Source organism: Pseudomonas moraviensis (genome assembly GCF_900105805.1).
GTDB classification, from domain to species: Bacteria; Pseudomonadota; Gammaproteobacteria; order Pseudomonadales; family Pseudomonadaceae; genus Aquipseudomonas; species Aquipseudomonas moraviensis_A.
Genome location: NZ_LT629788.1, coordinates 506,167 through 526,537, shown reverse-complemented (window position 1 = coordinate 526,537; position 20,371 = coordinate 506,167). Strand labels below are relative to the sequence as shown.

The window sequence follows — 20,371 nt, the reverse complement described above, 5'->3', positions numbered from 1 at the left end:
TTTGAGTTGTGATGGCAAGGATCGGCGAGAGACTTCAACGGAACGTGCCAGGCGCTTTGAACAACAACGGCTGCGGTCTGGCAGGGCGACTTTGCAAACTGTCACAGGTAAACAACTGCGGACGCTCTATGACATAACCCTGAGCGTAATCCACACCTATTTCAAGCAATGCCTGTTCGATCTGGTTAGTTTCAACAAACTCGGCAATTGTCTGCTTACCCATAACATGGCCGATGTGATTGATCACCTCGACCATTGCCCGATTAATCGGGTCGTCCAGCATGTCCTTTACGAAACTCCCGTCGATCTTCAGGAAGTCTACAGGCAAATGTTTCAAGTAAGCGAATGAAGACATTCCGGCACAAAAGTCATCCAGGGAAAAGTGACAACCTAAGCCTTTGAGTTCATTGATAAAACGAATTGCGCTGCCAAGATTGGCGATTGCACTGGTTTCAGTAATTTCAAAACAAATCATTTCAGGCGGTATAGCGTAGTTAACAAACTGTTCGCGCAGGAAGTGCAAAAACGCGTCATCTCCGATAGTAATGCCTGACAGATTAATCGCACACATCGCTAACGGAAGTTCATGTTCCTGCTCAATACACTGAGCAATTACCTTAAACACGTTTTGAACTACCCAGCGATCTAACTGGGTCATCAAACCATAGCGCTCTGCCGCCGGAATAAAGCTGTCCGGCAAAATCATCCGTCCCGACTCATCGTGCAGACGCAGGAGGATCTCGATGTGCCCGGCCTGACCGGGTTGCGGCTTGAGCGGCGCGATCTGTTGGGCATACAGGCAGAAGCGGTTTTCCTCCAGCGCCATGTGCAGCCGTTGCACCCAGGCCATTTCACCGAAGCGCATGGACAGTTCGGAATCGTCGGCGTGGTAGACCTGCACGCGATTGCGACCCTTTTCCTTGGCCATGTAGCAGGCCATGTCCGCCGCCCGCAGCGAGGCCTCAAGGGTGGTCGGATTCTGCGCCACGTGGACCAGGCCGATACTGACCGTGGTCAGAAACGGCCGCCCTTTCCAGACAAAATGCAGGTTCTGCACGGTCTGGCGCAGGCTCTCGGCAATCTTCTCCGCCACCTCCGGCGGGCAGTTCTCCAGCAGGATGCCAAATTCGTCGCCGCCCAGCCGCGCCAGCGTGTCGCCCTCGCGCAGGCCCGATTGCAGCAGCGTGCAGATATGCCGCAACAACTCATCGCCTGCCGCATGGCCGCAGGTGTCGTTGACCAGTTTGAACTGGTCCAGGTCGAGGAACATCAGCGCATGCCGCCCGGGCTGGCGTGTCAGGTTGTGCAAGGCCTGTTCGAGGCGATATTCGAATTCGCGGCGGTTGGCCAGCCCGGTCAGCGCATCATGGGTCGCCTGCCAGGACAGATTGGCGATGTACTGCCGCTCCTGGGTCATGTCGTGCAACACCAGCACGGTGCCGCTGACATTGCCGGCATTGCGGATCGGCGCACCGACCAGGGTCACCGACAACGTGCTGCCATCCAGACGCTGAATCAATTTGGAATGCTCGCTGCCGCCGCTGAGCTGACCGCTGAGAATGTGCTCGATCAAGGTCAGCCCTTCGGTCTGGGCATTCTCGTCGAGCAGGTTGAACAGCGCCGACAGCGGCAGGCCCGCCGCCTGCTCGGCCTTCCAGTGGGTCATGGCTTCGGCGGCCGGGTTCATGTAATCGATCGCGCCGTTGACGTCGGTGGTGATCACGCCATCGCCAATCGACTGCAAGGTGATATGCGCGCGATCCTTCTCCAGTTGCAGTGCCTGGGCAAACTCATGTCGTTGTTTGAGCAGTTTGTGCGTGCGCCACAGCGCCAGCACGATCAGACCCAGCGCGGTGGCCAGGTTGGTGAACAGCAAAATCCGCATGATCACCCGCGACCCTTCGCCCAAGGCATCGCTGAAAGCCCTGGCTGCCGGGGTCACGGCATCGTTGATGGCGAAGATCTGCACTTTCCAGCGCTGCACATCGCCGGGGCTGGCCTGGTTCCGGGCAATGCCCTGATGCATCTCCTGCGCGACTTCGTGCAATCGGTCCAGATACGCGTCGCCGATCGTCCAGCGATCGATGGCGGTTTCGAGATAACTGAAGTGACGAAAATTGAGGTACAGCCAGATCAGGCTGGAAACGTCGTCGGGGTGATTGCCGCCCTTGAGTATGCCTTCGCGCGCGGCCTGCAGATCCGGCGGCTGACGATCCAGCGCCAAGCGCAATTCGTGCCCGCCCTGGGGCACGGCGATGGCCGTCAGGTACTTGCGGTAGATCGCCTCGTCACGGCTGTCGGCGTAGAGGTTCAAATAATAGATGGCGTCTTTCTGGCCCTTGGACCACAGGCTTTCTCCAGCCACGTAGCCACGCACGGCCGAAAGCACGTAAAGGCTCACGCCCCCGAGTAATGCCTGGAACACCACGACAGCAATAAAGGGCCAGACGATACCCAACAACCGTGGTGTTCCCAGAGTCTGCTTTTGCTTCATGAGAGTCCTTGCATGAGCACTGCCCGCTCGCCTTCCGGGCGAATTCGCTATGACGAGACTAGGTGGGGTTCTCGTTCAAGGCAAGGCGCGGCCTTACACCGCGCGCAGAACGTCTGACAGGTCGGCGAAGGTTTCGATCAGTGCTGTTGCAAGTTGCCGTAGAGCTTGGCGTACAGACCGCCGTCGGCGATCAGTTGGCGATGGTCGCCGTCCTCGGCGATCTGCCCGCCGTCGAACACCAGCACCCGGTCCGCCTGCTTAACCGCCGAAAGGCGATGGGCAATGATCAATGTGGTGCGACCGTTGAGAAATTTCGCCATCGCCTGATGCAGGTTGTACTCGGTGGCGGCGTCGAGGGCCGAGGTGGCTTCGTCGAGAATGACCACTTTCGGCTCGGCGAGGATCATCCGTGCGATCGCCAGACGTTGGCGCTGGCCGCCGGACAAACGCACGCCGGAACGACCGACGATGCTGTCGAGGCCATCTGGCAGCGCGCGGATGGTCGAGGCCATTTGCGCAATTTCCAGAGCCTGCCAGCAGGCTTCGTCGCTGCGAATCCGGCCCATGGTCAGGTTGGCGCGCACGCTGTCGTTGAACAGTGCCGGATGCTGCAGCACCACCGCGACGTTCTCGCGCACCGTCTCCAGACCGATTTCCTGCTGGGTCGAGCCGCCGAAGCGGATGGTCCCCGCCGCTGGCGTGTACAGGCCCAACAGCAGCTGCACCAAGGTACTCTTGCCGCCGCCGCTGGCGCCGACAATCGCGACTTTCTCGCCGGGCAGGATCGACAGGTTCATCTGATCCAGCACCAGCTCGTCGCCATAACCGAAGCTCAGGCCTTGCACCTCGATGCCGACGGTGTCGCGGCCCTTGAACGGATCGACGCCGCCGGGATACTGCGGCTCGTCGGCGCGCGCCAGCAGTTCATTGATCCGCGCCAGTGCGCCGCCCGCCGCGTAGTAGGCGTATTGCAGGTTAAGCAACTGTTCGACCGGGCCGATCATGAACCACAGGTAACTGAACACTGCGAGCATCTGGCCGATCGACAGGTCGGAAAACAGCACGGTGAGCATCGCTGCTGCGCGGAAGATGTCGATGCCGAACTGGAACAGCAAACCACTGGCGCGATTCGAGGCGTCGGTTTTCCACTGCGAGTTGACCGCGTAGTTGCGCACTTCCTGCGCTCGCAACCCGAGGCGCCCGAGGAAATAGCCCTGGCGGTTGCCGGCGCGCACTTCCTGAATCGCATCGAGGGTTTCACTCAGCGCCTGGGTGAAGCGCGAAGTGCTGTCGTTCTCCAGTTTCTTCAGATGTTTGACACGTTTGCCCAACTGCACCGTGGCGTAGATCACCAACGGGTTGAACAGCAGAATCAGCAGCGCCAGCTTCCAGTGCATCCACATCAGGATGCTGGCGGTGCCGACCAGGGTCAGCATGGCCACAAGGAAGCGGCTAAGGGTTTCGCCGACGAATTTATCCAGCGTGTCCAGATCGGTGACCAGATGCGTCGTCACCGTACCGCTGCCAAGGCTTTCGTATTCGCCGAGTGAGATACGCTTGAGCCGTTCGATCAGACGCACGCGAATCCGGTAGACGATGTCCTTGGCCAGCCGCGCGAACAGCCGCGACTGCAAAACACCAAAACACAGGGCGCTGCAACGCAGAGTCAGGGTCACCACCAGCATCAGGCCGATATAACCCGCCGCCTGCTGCCACATGCTCGGCAGGAAATGGTTCATGACTTTCAGTGCCGCATCGCCGTGGCCGAGCAGGACTTCGTCGACCAGCAATGGCAGCAGCAACGGAATCGGCACACTGCACAACGTCGCCAGCACAGCCACGCCGTTGGCGATCCACAGGGATTTCTTGTGATGCAATGCCAGACGCCGGACTTCGGCCCAGCTCAGCCGGTCGACACGCTCTACGGCTGGCGTGTCATCGGCCCGGTCAGACACAGGCCGCGCGCTCCAGCCAGCGGCCGAGCAATGGCGACAGCTCGCTGAGCGGTTGATAGCCGTTGGTCAGCAGCGCCAGTTGACCGTTGCGCTCGGCGAGCAGGGTCGGGAATCCGGCGATGCCCAGATCCTGCACCCAGCTGAAATCGGCCTGGGTCGCCTTGTGCTGCTCGGCATGATCGAACAGCGCGGCGAATTCGATACGCGGCACACCGGCCTGCTCCGCCAGTTCGACCAGCACGCTGGCCTGAGTGACATCGCGACCTTCGGCATAGAACGCCTGCTGGATCAGCCCGACCAACGTCCACGCGCAATCCGGCGCCAGACTGCGCGCGGTCACGATGGCGCGACAGGCCGGTTCGGTGTCGTAGACGAATCCGTCAGGCAACGCGCCGTCGAATTTGAACGGCTGGCCGGTGGCCTCGGTGACCGCTTGCCAGTGCTCAAGAATGTAGCGTCGCGTGGTCGGCTCCAGCGCCGAACCGCTGCCGGTACGCAACCCGCCAACCACCAGATGCAGCTCGACCCCGGCTGCCTGCGCCTGCTCGACCAGTGCCTTGGCCACCGGAGCAAATCCCCAGCACCACGAACACATCGGATCCATCACATAGAGCAAGCGCGCTGACATGGTTAAGCCTCGGTGGATGCTTGCTTATAGTTGTAGCCGATCGGGTGCGGCTGGTTGCGCGCCTTGGCCAGTTCGATCTGCTTTTGCCGATCGATGGCGCTGCGCCGGGTCTTCTCGCTGAGCTTGTCCCAGCAATGCGGGCAACTGATGCCGGCGACGTAGTGCTCGGAGGCGCGATCCTCAACGCTGACCGGTGTGCGGCAGGCATGACATTGATCGTAGTCGCCTTCCGTCAGGTCGTGACGCACGGTCACGCGGTTGTCGAAGACGAAACAGTCGCCGCGCCACTTGGTTTCTTCCTGCGGCACCTCTTCGAGGTATTTCAGAATGCCGCCCTTGAGGTGGTAGACCTCTTCGAAACCTTCGCCGAGCATGTAGCTCGAGGCTTTTTCGCAGCGAATGCCGCCGGTGCAGAACATCGCGACCTTCTTGTGCACGGCCGGGTCGAAGTGTTCTTTGATGTAGTCGGGAAACTCGCGAAAACTGGTGGTTTTCGGATCGATGGCGCCTTCGAAGGTGCCGATCGACACTTCGTAATCGTTGCGCGTGTCGATCAGCAGCACTTCCGGGTCGCTGATCAGCGCATTCCAGTCCTGCGGCTCGACGTAGGTGCCGACCTTCTTGTTCGGGTCAACGCCTTCGACGCCGAGGGTGACGATCTCTTTCTTCAGCTTGACCTTGGTGCGGTAGAACGGCTGCTCGTCGCAGTAGGATTCCTTGTGGTCGATATCGACCATGCGCGGATCGTTCTTCAGCCAGGCGAGCAGACCATCGATACCCTCACGGCTGCCGGAAACCGTGCCGTTGATGCCTTCTTCGGCGATCAACAGGGTGCCTTTGATGCCGTTGTAGACCATCGCTTGCAGCAGGGGCTCGCGCAGGTCAACGTAATCTTCGAGGGTGACGAACTTATACAGTGCCGCCACGACAATCGGTTGTGTCATGGGTATTTCTCCAGGTGGCTACCCTCGCAAAGGGTGAACCGGATTCAAAAAAAACGCGCCGGCTAAGCGGCGCGTTGCGGATTCTAGCAAAAAACACGGTCAATTGACGGTGCACTGATATCTCTGTGGCGAGGGAGCTTGCTCCCGCTTGGCTGCGCAGCAGTCATAAAACCAGCAAGCGCATTCCTTCAGCCCGTGCACCTTTGCAGCCTCGGGAGCGCTGCGCACTCCAGCGGGAGCAAGCTCCCTCGCCACAACAGCCCTCACTATCCTCAGTGTTTGCTACCGCCAGCACAGGTCGGCGACGCCGGGGCGCCATCGAGCTCTGCCCATTCCTGCGGGGTATAGGTGTGCAGCGCCAACGCATGGAACTCGCCCATCAGCTCGCCGAGCGTGCCGTAGACTTTCTGGTGACGCTTGACCCGGTTCAGGCCTTCGAACTGCGTGCTGACCACCACAGCCTTGTAGTGGGTCTGTAACCCGCGACTGTGCATGTGGCTTTCGTCCAGCACTTGCAGGTGCTCAGGCTGTAACAAAGCCAGCGTCGATTCGATGCGTTGTTGCATGGTCATCACGAACTCCGCTTACTTCTTCTTGGCCGGCGCAGCAGCACCTGTCGGGTCCAGCTCTTTGGTCATGTCGTCGAGCAGCTTGTTGACCACAGGCACCGCGCTTTCCAGTTTGCCCTGGGTCATCTGCGCCGACTGCTGGGTCAGCTGCGGCATTTTTTCGAGGACTTTCTTGCCCAGTGGCGACTGGTAGAAAGCCACCAGATCCTTCAGCTCGGATTCGCTGAAGTTGCTGGTGTAGAGCTTGACCATGTCCGGCTTGAGCTTGTTCCAGCCGATGGCCTGGTCCAGCGCGGCGTTGGCCTTGGCCTGGTAGGTTTCGAGAACGGCTTTCTTCGACTCCGGCGCTTTGGTCTGTTCAAAGCGCTGGGCGAACATTTGCTGCACTTGCATGTACACCGGGGTGCCCAGCTTGTCAGCGTGAGCCAGCGTCAGGAAAGCTTCGGCACTGGCGTTGTGGCTGGCGGTATCGGCAAGCACCTGGCCGCTGGCGCAAACCAGTGCAACCGCGGTACAGATGGCGCGAAGACGAGTCATCGAGTTTCCTTTAAGCAAAGCGAGGTCGAACCCCAAGGGCGACCATTCTGCGCCTAACGATCGCTGTGGCTCAACCCCCGCCCCTTGCCGCGCTTGATTGGCGGGGCTTTGCGGTCAACAATCGAGCCGATGGAACCACCCGGGCCGATGCCGGCCTAAATTGCGCCAACAGACCAACAGGAGTGTGCACGATGAGCCGTATCGAAACCGACAGCCTGGGCCAGATCGAAGTCCCGGACGACGCTTACTGGGGTGCTCAGACGCAACGCTCGCTGATCAACTTCGCCATTGGTCAGGAACGCATGCCGCTACCGGTGCTGCATGCCCTGGCGCTAATCAAGAAAGCCGCCGCGCGGGTCAACGACCGCAACGGCGATCTGCCCGCCGACATCGCCCGCCTGATCGAACAGGCCGCCGATGAAGTCCTCGCCGGTGAGCACGACGAGCAGTTTCCGCTGGTGGTCTGGCAGACCGGCAGCGGCACCCAGAGCAACATGAACGTCAACGAGGTGATCGCCGGCCGCGCCAATGAACTGGCCGGCAACCCGCGCGGCGGCAAGTCGCCGGTGCACCCGAACGATCACGTCAACCGCTCGCAAAGCTCCAACGACTGCTTCCCTACCGCCATGAGCATCGCCACCGCCAAAGCGGTGCAGGAACAGCTGCTGCCGGCGATTGCCGAGTTGTCCGGCGGCCTCGCTGAACTGGCGGCGCGCCATATGAAACTGGTGAAGACCGGGCGCACGCACATGATGGACGCGACGCCGATCACCTTCGGTCAGGAGCTGTCCGGGTTCATCGCGCAACTGGATTACGCCGAGCGCGCGATTCGTGCCGCGCTGCCGGCTGTCTGCGAGCTGGCGCAGGGCGGCACTGCGGTCGGCACCGGGCTGAATTCGCCCCACGGCTTCGGTGAGGCGATTGCCGCCGAGCTCGCTGCGCTGTCCGGCTTGCCGTTCGTCACCGCGCCGAACAAATTTGCCGCGCTGGCCGGCCATGAGCCGCTGGTCACCCTGTCCGGTGCGCTGAAAACCCTCGCTGTGGCGCTGATGAAAATTGCCAACGACCTGCGTCTGCTGGGCTCGGGTCCGCGCGCGGGGTTCGCGGAAGTGAAGCTGCCGGCCAACGAACCGGGCAGCTCGATCATGCCCGGCAAGGTCAACCCGACCCAGTGCGAAGCGCTGTCGATGCTCGCCTGTCAGGTGCTCGGCAACGACGTGGCGATCGGTATTGCTGCGAGCCAGGGGCACTTGCAGTTGAACGTGTTCAAACCAGTGATCATCCACAACCTGCTGCAATCGATCCGCTTGCTCGGCGATGGCTGCAGCAACTTCCAGCAGCACTGCATCGCCGGACTCGAGCCGGATGCCGAGGCCATGGCCAAACATCTGGAGCGTGGGCTGATGCTGGTGACTGCACTGAACCCGCACATCGGTTATGACAAATCGGCGGAGATCGCCAAGAAGGCCTACAGCGAAGGCCTGACTTTGCGTGAGGCGGCGTTGCAATTGGGTTATCTGAGCGATGAAGAGTTCGATGCGTGGGTGCGGCCGGAGAACATGATCGAAGCGGGCGCCAAGGGCTAGATCTGTAGCGTCTGTTAGTAAGTCATCGCGAGCAGGCTCACTCCTACAGGGGGTATGCATTTCAACTGTAGGAGTGAGCCTGCTCGCGATGAAGATGACGCGGTTTAACTGGCTGCCATCTTCAGCCGCCGCGCCCTGAGCCCGGCAATCAACGATGGCCCCAGCGCCACCAGCGCCGAACCCAGCACCACCAGCACCGCCCCGCCATAGCCCAGGGCATTGATCTGCTCGGCATGCACATACTCGGGCCAGATCCGCGCCGCAATGGCCACCGCAACAAACGTCACCAACGGCGTGATCGCCAGCGTCGCACTGACCCGCGACGCTTCCCAATGCGCCAGCGCTTCGGCGAATGCGCCGTAAGCGATCAAGGTATTCATGCAACACGCCAGCAACAGCCAGCCCTGCAGCGGGCTCAGCGCCAGCGCTTCCAGCGGATGCACCCACGGCGTCAGCAACAGCGCGCAGAACAGGTAGATCACCATCATCACCTGCAACGAATTCCACACCGTCAGCAATTGCTTCTGGCCCAGCGCGTAAAAGGTCCAGACGGTCGACGCCAGCAACACCAACAGCACGCCAGCGGTGTAATCGGACAGCGAGGTCAGCAGTTCGGCCAGGCGCTGATTGAAGAACAGACCAAAGCCTATCAGCAGCACCAGCAAGCCGATGCCCTGGCCGATGCTGAAGCGTTCCCTGAACACGAACAGGCTGGCAATCAGCAACATGATCGGGCCCATTTGCACCACCAGTTGCGCGGTGCCGGGGCTGAGCAGGTTGAGGCCCATCAGGTACAGCACGTAATTGCCGACCAGCCCCAGCACGGCCATCAGCACCAGCCAGCCGCCCTTGGGGCCGAGCACCTTGCGACTCGGCAGGCGTTTGACCGAGGCCAGATAGATGAACAGGCAGCCGCCGGACACCAACAGGCGAAACCAGGTCACCGTGACCGGGTCCATCACCAGCAGCACCTGTTTGAGCTTGATCGGCAGGATGCCCCACAGAAACGCGGTCAGCAGCGCCAGGAACAGTCCGTATACCCAGCGCCCCGATGAAATGTGCATGCGAACCCCAAAAGCCTGCTGACAAGAGCGGTCATTCTAGGCGCCCTGTCCCGTGCAACACAGGGACAGTTGCCGGCAGGCCGCGAATGAAACTGTGCAGGTCGCAGCAGTAAACCGCCACGCCGCCGTTGATCGGCCGGACAGGCGCGCCAAGTGCTTCAGGCATAAGCTGATTGCAGACTTTTCCACACATTGATCAGGGAGACTGACATGTACGCCATGCGCGCCGAAGACAGCGCCCCCGCCACCCGTTTTCGCAGCGACCGTGTGTGTCGGGTCAATGGCGAGCTGTATTTCAGCACCCGGGAAAATACCCTTGAAGGGCCGTTTGACAGTCAGGTGATTGAGCGGGAGATTCAGGCTTATATCGCGCGGATGCAGCGGCAGGATTCCAATCGGACAACCGGTTGATGCCATCGCGAGCAGGCTCACTCCTACATTTGGAACGCGTTCCCCTGTAGGAGTGAGCCTGCTCGCGATAGCGGTTGATCAATCAACGCATCAGTCAGGGCTTAGCGCACCGCCTCAAACAACCCCGTCGCCCCCATCCCGCCACCCACACACATGGTGACGATGCCGTAACGCAGATTGCGCCGCTGCAACTCGCGAACCAGATGCCCGACCTGGCGCGAGCCGGTCATGCCGAACGGGTGGCCGATGGAAATCGAGCCGCCATTGACGTTGTACTTCTCGTTGTCGATCTCCAGCCGATCGCGGCTGTACAGGCACTGCGAAGCGAACGCCTCGTTCAATTCCCACAGATCGATATCCGCCACTTGCAGGCCCTTGGCCTTGAGCAGTTTCGGCACCGAGAACACCGGGCCAATGCCCATTTCGTCCGGCTCGCAACCGGCCACAGTGAAACCGCGGAAAAACGCTTTGGGTTTGAGCCCCAGCTCCAAGGCTTTGTCCAGACTCATCACCAGCGTCATCGACGCACCGTCGGACAGCTGTGATGAATTGCCCGCCGTCACCGAACCGTCGTCGGCGAATACCGGCTTCAAACCGGCAAGGCTTTCGTAGGTCGTGTCCGGACGGTTGCAGTCGTCGCGCTCGACGACGCCGTCGACAATCTGCACCTCACCGCTGGTCTTGTCCTCGACGCGGTATTTCACCGCCATCGGCACGATTTCGTCATCGAACAGGCCGGCTGCTTGCGCTTGCGCCGTACGCATCTGGCTTTGCAGCGCATAACGATCCTGCGCTTCGCGGCTGACACCGTAACGGCGCGCCACCACTTCTGCGGTCTGGCCCATGGTGTAGTAGATGCCGGGGGTCTGCTGCTTGAGCAGAGGGTTGATCAGGTGATCGGTGTTGACGCTTTTCAGGGTCAGGCTGATCGACTCGACGCCGCCGGCAACGATGATCTCGCTGCAACCGGAGGCGATCTGGTTGGCGGCAATCGCAATCGCCTGCAGGCCCGACGAGCAGAAGCGGTTGAGGGTCATGCCGGCAGTACCGGTGCCCAATCGTGAGAGCACCGCGACGTTGCGGCCGATGTTGTAGCCCTGCGCGCCTTCGTTGGAGCCGGCGCCAACGATGCAATCCTCGACGCTGGCCGGGTCGATATCGTTGCGTGTCAGCAGCGCATTGACGCAGTGGGCCGCCATGTCATCGGGGCGGGTCTGGTTGAACTTGCCGCGAAAGGATTTGGCCAGGCCGGTCCGCACGCTGTCGACGATCACCACTTCACGCATGGCATACCTCATTGTTGTTGTCGGTTGAAAGTGGACCTGAGCATAAGTCCACCTTCTTGCCGACCGCGAGGATCATTCACCCGGCGTATGCGCGGCCATCGTCTCAGTCCTTGTGCTTCCGGGCCTTCTTGTCGGATTTCTCGAACGCATCTTCCAGCGCACGGTTGATGGTGCGCAGGACTTTCACCCGTGCCCAGCGCTTGTCGTTGGCCTCGACCAGGGTCCACGGCGCGATCTCGGTGCTGGTGCGATCGACCATGTCACCGACCGCCGCACGATAGGCGTCCCATTTTTCCCGATTGCGCCAGTCGTCTTCAGTGATCTTGAAACGCTTGAAGGAAATCTCTTCGCGCTCCTGAAAGCGTTCCATCTGGGTGTCCTTGTCGATGGCCAGCCAGAACTTGACGACGATGACCCCGGCGTCGGTCAGCTGCTCCTCGAAATCATTGATCTCGCCATAGGCGCGCAACCAGTCGGCCTGGGTGCAGAAGCCTTCGACGCGCTCGACCAGCACCCGCCCATACCACGAGCGGTCGAACACGGTGAATTTGCCCCGTGCCGGAATGTGTCGCCAGAACCGCCACAGGTACGGTTGCGCGCGCTCTTCTTCGGTCGGCGCGGCAATCGGCACGATGCTGTACTGACGCGGGTCGAGCGCCGCCGCCACCCGCCGGATCGCGCCGCCCTTGCCGGCCGCATCGTTGCCTTCGAACACCGCAATCAGCGCATGGCGACGCATGCGTTTATCGCGCATCAGCCCGGACAGGCGCGCTTGCTCGCTGATCAGTTGTTCTTCGTAGGCTTTCTTGTCCAGACGCTGTGTCAGGTCGAGGCTGTCGAGCAGGTTCAACTGATCGACCGGCGCCCCCAGCGGCGCGGCGCTCACCTCACGCGGATTGACCTCGGCGCGTTTGAGCGCACTTTGCAGTCCTTCAAGGAGGATCTTGCCCACCGCCAGGCTGCGGTAGTTGGCGTCGGCGCCTTCAATGATGTGCCACGGCGCGTAATCGCGACTGGTGCGGCGCAACACGCGCTCGCCGTATTTGACGAACTTGTCGTAGGTCTGCGATTGCTGCCAGTCCAGCGGACTGATGCGCCAGCTGTGCAGCGGGTCGTCGGCCAGTGATTTGAGCCGCGCTTTCATCTGCTTTTTGGACAGGTGAAACCAGAACTTGAAGATCAGCGCACCTTCATCGCAGAGCATCTTTTCCAGACGCTCGGCGCCGGCAATGGCCTGATCCAGACGGGGATCCTTGAACAACCCATGAACCCTGCCCTGCAGCATCTGGCTGTACCAGTTGCCGAAGAACACCCCCATCCGCCCCTTGGCCGGCAGCATCCGCCAGTAGCGCCAGGCCGGTGGCCGCGCGAGTTCTTCATCGGTTTGCTGGTCGAAAGTGCGCACTTCGATCAGGCGCGGATCCATCCATTCATTGAGTAGTTTGACCGTCTCGCCCTTGCCCGCCCCTTCGATGCCGTTGATCAGGATGATCACCGGGAAGCGCTTCTGCTGCTGCAACTCGAACTGCGCTTCCAGCAAGGCTTCACGCAGCGCAGGGACCGCCGCCTCATAAGTGTCTTTGTCGATGGCGTGACCGATTTCAGCGGATTCAAACATGGGACGGCTCCTTCCAGGGTTCAGCAAGACTAGCGGATTGGGCACGGGCGCGGCGCAGAAATTCCCTGTGTTCAACGATTGTCCCCGAGCGGTCGATGCTGGACCTTGCGCTGGATCAGGCAGCCCTCGCGCGATCGGCTAGAATGGCCGCCTTGTGTTTGCCGAGCCTGCCATGAAAGCCGAAATACCCCACGCCCAACTCGACTGGGATGACCACGGACGCCCACGTTCGCGGGTGTTCGATGACGTGTATTTTTCCGACCAGTCGGGGCTGGAGGAAACCCGTTACGTGTTCCTCGAACAGAACCGTCTGGCCGAGCGTTTCGCTGCGCTGCCGGCCAATGGGCGCCTGGTCATTGGCGAAACCGGCTTCGGCACCGGGTTGAATTTTCTCTGTGCCTGGCAGCTGTTCGAGCAACACTCAGTGGCGGGCGCGCGCCTGCATTTTGTCAGCGTCGAGAAGTACCCGCTGGCGCCTGCGGACATGCACCGAGCCTTGGCATTGTGGCCGGAGCTCAAGCCGTTGGCCGATCAGTTACTCAAGCACTACGTAGCGATTCATCCAGGCTTTCAGCGCATCACGCTGGCCGGAGGTCGGGTGACGCTGACCTTGCTGATTGGCGATGCACTGGAGCAACTGCCGCAACTCGATGCGCAGATCGACGCGTGGTTTCTCGACGGTTTCGCTCCGGCGAAAAACCCCGATATGTGGACGGCTGAACTGTTCGTCGAACTGGCGCGTCTGGCCGCGCCGGGCTCGACCATCAGCACCTTCACCAGCACCGGTTGGGTGCGACGCTTGCTCAATGCTGCCGGGTTCAAGATGAAACGCACGCCGGGCATTGGCCACAAATGGGAAATCCTGCGTGGCGAGTTTCTCGGCTGGCCCGCCGAGGTGGCGGCGCCAGTGCCGGCAAAACCCTGGTTTGCCCGCCCTGCTCCGTTGCGCGGCGAACGCCGGGCGTTGGTGATCGGCGCCGGTCTCGCCGGCTGCGCAACGGCGTCGAGCCTGGCGGCACGTGGCTGGCACGTGAGTCTGCTGGAGCGTCATGCTGAGGTGGCGCAAGAAGCCTCGGGCAATCCGCAAGGCGTGCTCTATCTGAAGCTGTCCGCCCATGGCACCGCGTTGTCGCAGTTGATTGTCAGCGGCTTCGGTTACACCCGGCGACTGCTCGAAACGCTGCAGCGCGGTACTGACTGGGATGACTGCGGCGTGCTGCAATTGGCGTTCAATGCCAAGGAAGCCGAACGTCATGGGCAACTGGCGACGGCGTTTCCCGAAGATCTTCTGCAATGGCTGGAACAGCCTGAAGCACAGGCGCGTGCCGGTGTCGGCGTGGCCCATGGCGGTTTGTTCTATCCCGAGGGCGGTTGGGTGCATCCGCCGGCGCTGTGTCAGGCCCAGGCGATGCACGTCAACATCGAACTGCTCAGCCATCACCATGCCCTGGAGCTGCGCAAGGTCGCTGACCAGTGGCAAGCCTTCGACGGCGAACGCCTGCTCGCCAGTGCAGCGGTTGTGGTACTGGCCGGAGCCGCAGACATCCAACGCTTCGCCCAGAGCGCCGAATTGCCGCTCAAGCGCATTCGCGGACAGATCACGCGTCTGGCTGAAACCGCAGAAAGTCATGCCTTGGCGACGGTGGTGTGCGCCGAAGGCTACGTCGCCCCGGCGCGTCTGGGCGAGCACACCCTGGGCGCCAGTTTCGACTTCAACAGCGACGATCTGACGCCCACGACTGCCGAGCATCAAGGCAATCTGGCAATGCTCGAAGAGATCTCCAGCGATCTGCTGGCACGCCTGAACATCAGCGAGCAGCCGCTTGAGCACCTTGAGGGCCGCGCCGCCTTCCGCTGCACCAGCCCGGACTACTTGCCGATCGTCGGCCCGCTCGCCGATCGCGCCGCCTTTGTCCAGACCTACGCGGCCCTGAGCAAGGATGCCCGGCAAGTGCCAGACAATCCCTGCCCATGGCTCGACGGACTCTACGTCAACAGCGGCCATGGTTCTCGCGGACTGATCACCGCGCCGCTGTCCGGCGAACTGCTCGCCGCGTGGCTGGACAACGAGCCGCTGCCGTTGCCACGCAGCGTGGCCGAAGCCTGCCATCCCAACCGTTTCGCATTACGGCAGTTGATTCGCGGCAAGTGAACCTCACGTATCGGGCATTGCGCAAAGGCCGAGGTCCATCAAGCGGATCGATTCTTCGGTCAGACGCTTGATCACGGCCTCTTGCGCCTGTTCCTTCTCAAGTTTGAGGGCATCCGCCTGACTCACATAGTCGGCGCTGAGCAGTGTGTCCGCCTGCTCATCCAGCGCGCTCATTCGCGGGGCGAACGATTCATCGATCAGCGAAAATTTGCGTGTAAACGTACGCTTCAGGTAGTCGCGCCAGAATGTTTGCGCCTGGATGAATTTCAGCCACTGAGGCGAGAGTTCGGCGGTCGTGATGCGGTTTTTTGCGGTTTCCAGATCCGTTGCAGTGACGCCGCTCTGCGCATTGAACAGCATGCTTTGCGGCTGGCCGGGCAGCTCCAGCGCTTTGGCCAGCCCGACGCGATACGCCAGATTGACCTCCAACGGATCCGACTTCACAGCCTTGACGGCATGTTCGCGGGCAATCGCGTTCAACCGATCCAGCCGGAACAGGCCGCGCCCCAGATTGAGCAGCGGTTTGGCCGTGACTCTGCCGCCTGCCCCCTTGGTGACCTGATCAACTTCAACGGCGACTTCCAGGTGACTGAAATTGAGCGCCGCGCTGTCAATGCAGTTGATCGGGTTGGCGGCCAGATCGAGCAACTGATCGCACAGAGCACCGTCAGCCTCCGCCGCCTTCAACACTCTCCAGACCCGTCGCTGCATGTCTGCGCTGCCCTTGGTGGCGTCGGCCGTGTCGCCCAGTTGCGCAAGTAAATGAAACAGACCTTCGGCGCGGGTATCGTCACGAAATGCCGCCCAGATTCGCGCCTGCTCGGCCGAGTCTGCAGCGGACGTTGTGGTCAACCATAACGATCGCGCGGTCTGCTCGTTGAGGCGGGGAATGTCATCGGCGGAATAGCCCATTCCGATACCGAAATTTTCGCGATAGTCATCCAGATGCGTTTTGCTTGTTTCGTTGAAGGGATTCAGCCCCAGGTCGAGCACGCCGGTGAATCGTCGATTTTTTTCAAACAGCCAGTCGGGCAGTTCCCTGATCTGGTTTTTGCTCAGATCCATCCATTCAATGTGCGCAGCATTGTTGAGGCCTTCGGGCAATTCCGTGATGCCTGTCTCGCGCAGCGTCAATCGACGCAGGTCGGTCATCTGACTGACATCAGGGGTAGCGCCCAACGGATTGCTGTCCAGATTCAGATACCGCACCGTCCGCAGCCGATTCAGTTTCGCCAGTGTCTGCTCGGTCAACTTCAGCTTATTGCCCGGCAGACTCAACCGTTTGAGTCTGGGCATATACGAGAGCACTTCAGGGAGGCGGGTGATTTTATTGTTGTCCAGTTCCAGCGACTCGAGCTGTTTGAAGGATTTGAGGAAGTACACGATATCGTCATCCTGCTCCATGTTTCTCATCGATAAGTGCTGGATATGGGCAAAGCTCAAACCCGTTGGCAGGGTCGGCAGTTTACCGACCCGCATGCCGTCCAGATTGAGGGCGCAGACCCGGTCGCCCTGCTCATCATTGATCCAATTGAATCGACGAAAGCCCTCCTCGATCAGTTCAGCGGCCATTTTGCGGCTGTGTCGCGCCTCTGCCCGATCACCGCCCATGGCCGCCAGGGCAACGCCATCCTCACTCCAGGTAAACAGCGCATCGCGCAGGGTTTTCACGTCCTCGCGCAAGGCTTTGACCCGGGTTGCGCGGCTCAGCGAATCGTCGCCCAGTTCATCGAGCAATTGGCCGGCCTGGGTGTCGTCCAGGCGTGGAAACAGTTTGCGCACTTTGCGCAGCAGCTTGCGTGAATGAGCTGTCGCGGGGACCTGATCGCCTTGCACACAGGCCGGCTCGACAGCCGATGGTTCAATGCTGTGGCCGAGCAATGTCCGCGCAGTGACCTCGCGTTCGTCGAGGGCAACATTGAGCAGCTTTTTGCGTAACTGTTGCGTACTGACCTGTCCGGCGTCGGCAAATCCGAGCGCTGCCCGCTGACGTGACGGCAGCGCCTTGAGGATGGCCATGAATAACGCGCCGGGGCCGGATTTCACCTTGCCCAGGGATTTCCTGTCGCCGCCAAAGGCTTCATAGCCCTCAGTGGACTTCACCAGATAGCCGGTATTGTCGGAGGTCGCCGACGCATCGCCGACCTCTTCGAGCAACGGTCCGGTCAAGGCCTTGTCGCGTACCTGCAGACGCAGTTGAGCGTCCCATCCGCTGAGGCGCGGCAGCAATTTCACGGCCAGCTTGTCTGTGTCGGCATTGGCCAGTCGCGACCAGTGCAATCCGCTCAGCGCCCGGTCAAGCCGCACCTCGGCCACACCGGCCCGAACCCGCTGCCCCAGGCGCAATGGCACGCGCCCGGTCGAACGCAGGTGCAGGCGCTCGACACTCGGAGCGCGGTCAATCAGCCTTTGGCCAAGGCGCGCCGGAATGTCGGCGAAGACCTTGCGCAATTTGTCCAGATCCTGCGCGTCACTGTGGTCGTAGCGCTTGTACATCCGCTCGAACGCCGCGCGGTAATCCGCCTTGAGCGCAGCAGCCAGTTTTTTCGCCAGCGCAGAAGCCTGGGTGGTTTTCGCGACTTGGCCGCCGAGCATGGCCTCGACTTCATGCGGGTAAAGGCCACCGATCACGGTTTGCAGCAAGCGTCCGAGTGCCAACTGGCCTCGAGTGACCGGCACTTCCAGGGTTTCGTCGAGCGTGCTGTTGGCAGGATAAGTGGTGTCGACGTCGCCTTCATGACCGGCGACCTTGATGTAGCGGTCAGTCGGCCAGCCCGGCAGTTGCGTCAAGGCATGCATCTGTTCCTCGACAGGTTGCCCGGAGTGAAACTCGCCATTGGCCAGCTCCGTCGTCAGCTCCCGCAACTGCCGCCCGATGCGCACGCGCTCGACGGTATCGCGCAGGCGTACCGGCAACTTCAGATTGTCATTGAACGTGTCGAGCAGCGCCTGCTGCGAGGTGTCGCTCAGCCGGCGCAGCATGTCCAGATCACTGTCGGCAAACTCGCTCAACTGCGGATCGATGCGCTTGAGCGTGTAGGCGGAACTGCCCCATTCTTCGGGCTCCTCGGCAGGGAGCCGCCAGCCGCCCTCGACGTGGCGGATCAGTTCGGGGGCATAGGCTTGTGCGCGGCCGGCGTGTTCCAGGCGCCAGCGCTGGGTGTCGGTATCAAAGTTGCCGGCCAACAGGCGGTGCTCGAGGCGGCCGATGGTCTTGCTGCCAATCTGGTAGAACTCCTTGGAGCCTGCATCGATGGTGAATCCGGCCGGCAGAGAATGCTCGTACGGGCTCAAATCAGCCTTCCACAGGCGTGGCTTGCCGGCCTGACCGAGAATCGCGGTGAACTGCGCGAAGAACTGCGGATGCGCGCGCAGGAGTTTTGTGCCCAGGGTGCCCAGCGCTTTCTGCCCCCCGGCAAAGACGCCCATCAATGCGACGTTCTCGACCACACTGAGCAGATGTGACAGCGCTTGTTGATGATCACCGCGACGCCAGTCCTCGACGCCTTCATACACTTCGCCGAGCAATTGCCCGACCGCGACGCCCATCATCAATTGCCCCAGGACCGGCACGAACAGCCCGGCCACCGACGCCACGCTCACCCCGCGCTGAACGAAATCCAACAGACGTTTCTGCCGCGCCGCTTCATCGATATCAGCCGTCGGCACCGCCAGTTTGCGCGCGTCGATCTGCAGCTTGCCGACATGGCTCTGCACCATGAAATCGAAGAGCGGCACGTTGATCGGCCACTGTTCGACCAACCCCAGATCAGGTTTTTCGGCAAGCGACTTGAAGAAGTCGGCCTTGTCATCTTCATCGAGGCTGCCGGCGAAATACCCCTGATATTCGGTGCTCTTGAGTTGTTGCGCGAGGTAGCGCTTGAACGCGTTGAAACTCGGATATTCATACACCGCTCGCTCGGGCTCGCCGGGCATGTACACCATGCATCCGTCCTCAGGGTGTTGCTGCACGGAGCGTTTGGAAAACACGACCACGCCCCACACGCAACTGTCGAGGATTTTGATGCCCTGCATGATCATCGGGTCTTTGCCGTAGCGCAGGTTTTGCGCCGACGCCACGCCCTCGGCCACCATCAGATCCTGCAGCATGCGCAGACCTGCCGTGGTGATATCGCCCTTGAGCGCGGCCAGATGGGCGTCCAGTTCCAGCAGCGATTGCTTCAATGCGGCGATATCGCGGGTCATGGCACTGGTCGCGACGACTTTGCCGCTGTCATCACGCAGACCGAACACTTGCTGCAGATGCTCCTGGTACTTCTTGCCCAGATCCAGCTTGCGGCAAAACGCTGCGAACGCTGCCGGCGTCAGATCTTTCACGCCAGCGGGCGCACTTTTGATGCGCACCAGACTGCCGGCGGGGAAACCGTCGGCCAGTTCCTCGTCTTCGGTGAAATTCTGCATGGCTGCTTGCAACAGGGTCTGGGTTGCGTGTCTGACCAGGTCGATATCGGCCTGATCCGTCGCCGTCGCATCGCAGCCGCAATCGACGCCCGGCAGACTGAGCACATCCTCGCCTGCGTCATAGACCGCTGGCCATTTCGCGCTCAGCGCCGCGTCGAGTTCGCTGATGCAGAAGCTGTGCAAGGGTTTGAGCCGGGTCAATTGCTTATCGACCTTGAGTTGCAGGGTGTGCAGCTCACGATTGATTTCGTCCAGCTTGACCAGCGTGGCCGTGGACGCCTCGAGCAAATACGCCGGCAAGCGTTTTTCCAGGACTTCAGCGGTGTCGAGGTCGCCTGTAGCGTCGTACAGGGTGCTCAGGACCGAGGCCTGAATCGGTGGATTTGTCTTGTCTTGGGTGGGCATGGCAATAGTCCTTTATTGCGATTTGAACCCTCGACCCTAGCGATGCCGGACGGCCAATAACAGTTCAAATTCCTGGGCCGAATCCGCGCAGATCAACCGTGTTTTTGTATGGAAAAAATAGCCCTGCACCACCCGCGCGGAACGTCGACGCCCAGCGGGGGCTTATGCACAAAAAGTGTAAAGGCACGCAGGCAAATCCGGCGCTCGATCCGCGCTGATAGCGTGACGACAGGAGGCAGCGCGGCCGACTTATAACTTATCGATCTAAAACTCCACATACCGAGACAGGTCAGTTTCTGA

13 protein-coding genes are annotated in these 20,371 nt (G+C 61.0%); 3 read left to right on the top strand and 10 right to left on the bottom strand.

Features of this window, described 5'->3' with window-relative positions; all coding sequences use genetic code 11:
* Positions 1–34: 34 nt before the first annotated feature.
* The 6 genes from BLU71_RS02570 to BLU71_RS02545 all read right to left on the bottom strand — a co-directional run bounded on the left by BLU71_RS02570 (position 35) and on the right by BLU71_RS02545 (position 7,127).
* A complete protein-coding gene (locus BLU71_RS02570) occupies positions 35–2,494 on the bottom strand; it encodes an EAL domain-containing protein (RefSeq protein ID WP_065616858.1) in 2,460 nt (819 codons plus the stop codon).
* A gap of 137 nt (positions 2,495–2,631) precedes the next feature.
* The gene (locus BLU71_RS02565; RefSeq protein ID WP_042607948.1) at positions 2,632–4,449 is read right to left on the bottom strand and encodes an ABC transporter ATP-binding protein; all 1,818 of its coding nucleotides are present in this window, start codon (positions 4,447–4,449) and stop codon (positions 2,632–2,634) included.
* Positions 4,442–5,044 (bottom strand): DsbA family protein, encoded by a 603-nt coding sequence (locus BLU71_RS02560; RefSeq protein WP_172667887.1) that lies wholly within the window; start codon positions 5,042–5,044, stop codon positions 4,442–4,444. The genes BLU71_RS02565 and BLU71_RS02560 overlap by 8 nt, the downstream gene beginning before the upstream one ends.
* 35 nt (positions 5,045–5,079) lie before the next feature.
* Positions 5,080–6,021, bottom strand: coding sequence for a rhodanese-related sulfurtransferase (locus BLU71_RS02555; RefSeq protein ID WP_083352240.1), 942 nt, complete (start codon positions 6,019–6,021; stop codon positions 5,080–5,082).
* A gap of 272 nt (positions 6,022–6,293) precedes the next feature.
* Positions 6,294–6,593: a BolA family protein gene (locus BLU71_RS02550; protein ID WP_064361493.1), complete on the bottom strand. Its 300-nt coding sequence runs from the start codon at positions 6,591–6,593 to the stop codon at positions 6,294–6,296.
* A gap of 12 nt (positions 6,594–6,605) precedes the next feature.
* Positions 6,606–7,127: a DUF2059 domain-containing protein gene (locus BLU71_RS02545; protein WP_083352239.1), complete on the bottom strand. Its 522-nt coding sequence runs from the start codon at positions 7,125–7,127 to the stop codon at positions 6,606–6,608.
* Between the two features lie 191 nt (positions 7,128–7,318).
* Between BLU71_RS02545 and BLU71_RS02540 the strand changes: the two genes are divergently transcribed.
* Positions 7,319–8,713: a class II fumarate hydratase gene (locus tag BLU71_RS02540; RefSeq protein ID WP_083352238.1), complete on the top strand. Its 1,395-nt coding sequence runs from the start codon at positions 7,319–7,321 to the stop codon at positions 8,711–8,713.
* A 104-nt stretch (positions 8,714–8,817) separates the two neighbouring features.
* On the opposite strand, the gene BLU71_RS02535 is transcribed toward BLU71_RS02540, so the two are convergent.
* The gene (locus tag BLU71_RS02535) at positions 8,818–9,777 is read right to left on the bottom strand and encodes a DMT family transporter (RefSeq protein ID WP_083352237.1); all 960 of its coding nucleotides are present in this window, start codon (positions 9,775–9,777) and stop codon (positions 8,818–8,820) included.
* A gap of 210 nt (positions 9,778–9,987) precedes the next feature.
* Between BLU71_RS02535 and BLU71_RS02530 the strand changes: the two genes are divergently transcribed.
* The gene (locus BLU71_RS02530; RefSeq protein ID WP_083352236.1) at positions 9,988–10,188 is read left to right on the top strand and encodes a DUF6316 family protein; all 201 of its coding nucleotides are present in this window, start codon (positions 9,988–9,990) and stop codon (positions 10,186–10,188) included.
* Positions 10,189–10,289: 101 nt separating this feature from the next.
* Here the strand turns inward: BLU71_RS02530 and BLU71_RS02525 are convergent, their stop codons facing one another.
* Together BLU71_RS02525 and pap are read right to left on the bottom strand one after the other, a co-directional pair.
* Positions 10,290–11,474: a thiolase family protein gene (locus BLU71_RS02525; protein WP_083352235.1), complete on the bottom strand. Its 1,185-nt coding sequence runs from the start codon at positions 11,472–11,474 to the stop codon at positions 10,290–10,292.
* A gap of 103 nt (positions 11,475–11,577) precedes the next feature.
* Positions 11,578–13,092 carry a polyphosphate:AMP phosphotransferase gene (gene pap, locus BLU71_RS02520; protein WP_064361490.1) on the bottom strand — a complete coding sequence of 505 codons (1,515 nt, stop codon included), beginning with the start codon at positions 13,090–13,092 and terminating at the stop codon, positions 11,578–11,580.
* 172 nt (positions 13,093–13,264) lie between these two features.
* Between pap and mnmC the strand changes: the two genes are divergently transcribed.
* Positions 13,265–15,244: a bifunctional tRNA (5-methylaminomethyl-2-thiouridine)(34)-methyltransferase MnmD/FAD-dependent 5-carboxymethylaminomethyl-2-thiouridine(34) oxidoreductase MnmC gene (gene mnmC / locus BLU71_RS02515; RefSeq protein WP_083352234.1), complete on the top strand. Its 1,980-nt coding sequence runs from the start codon at positions 13,265–13,267 to the stop codon at positions 15,242–15,244.
* A 3-nt stretch (positions 15,245–15,247) separates the two neighbouring features.
* Here mnmC and BLU71_RS02510 read toward each other — a convergent pair whose 3' ends face one another.
* Entirely contained in the window at positions 15,248–20,071 is a 4,824-nt protein-coding gene (locus tag BLU71_RS02510) for an NEL-type E3 ubiquitin ligase domain-containing protein (RefSeq protein ID WP_083352233.1), read from the bottom strand.
* Between the last annotated feature and the right edge of the window lie 300 nt (positions 20,072–20,371).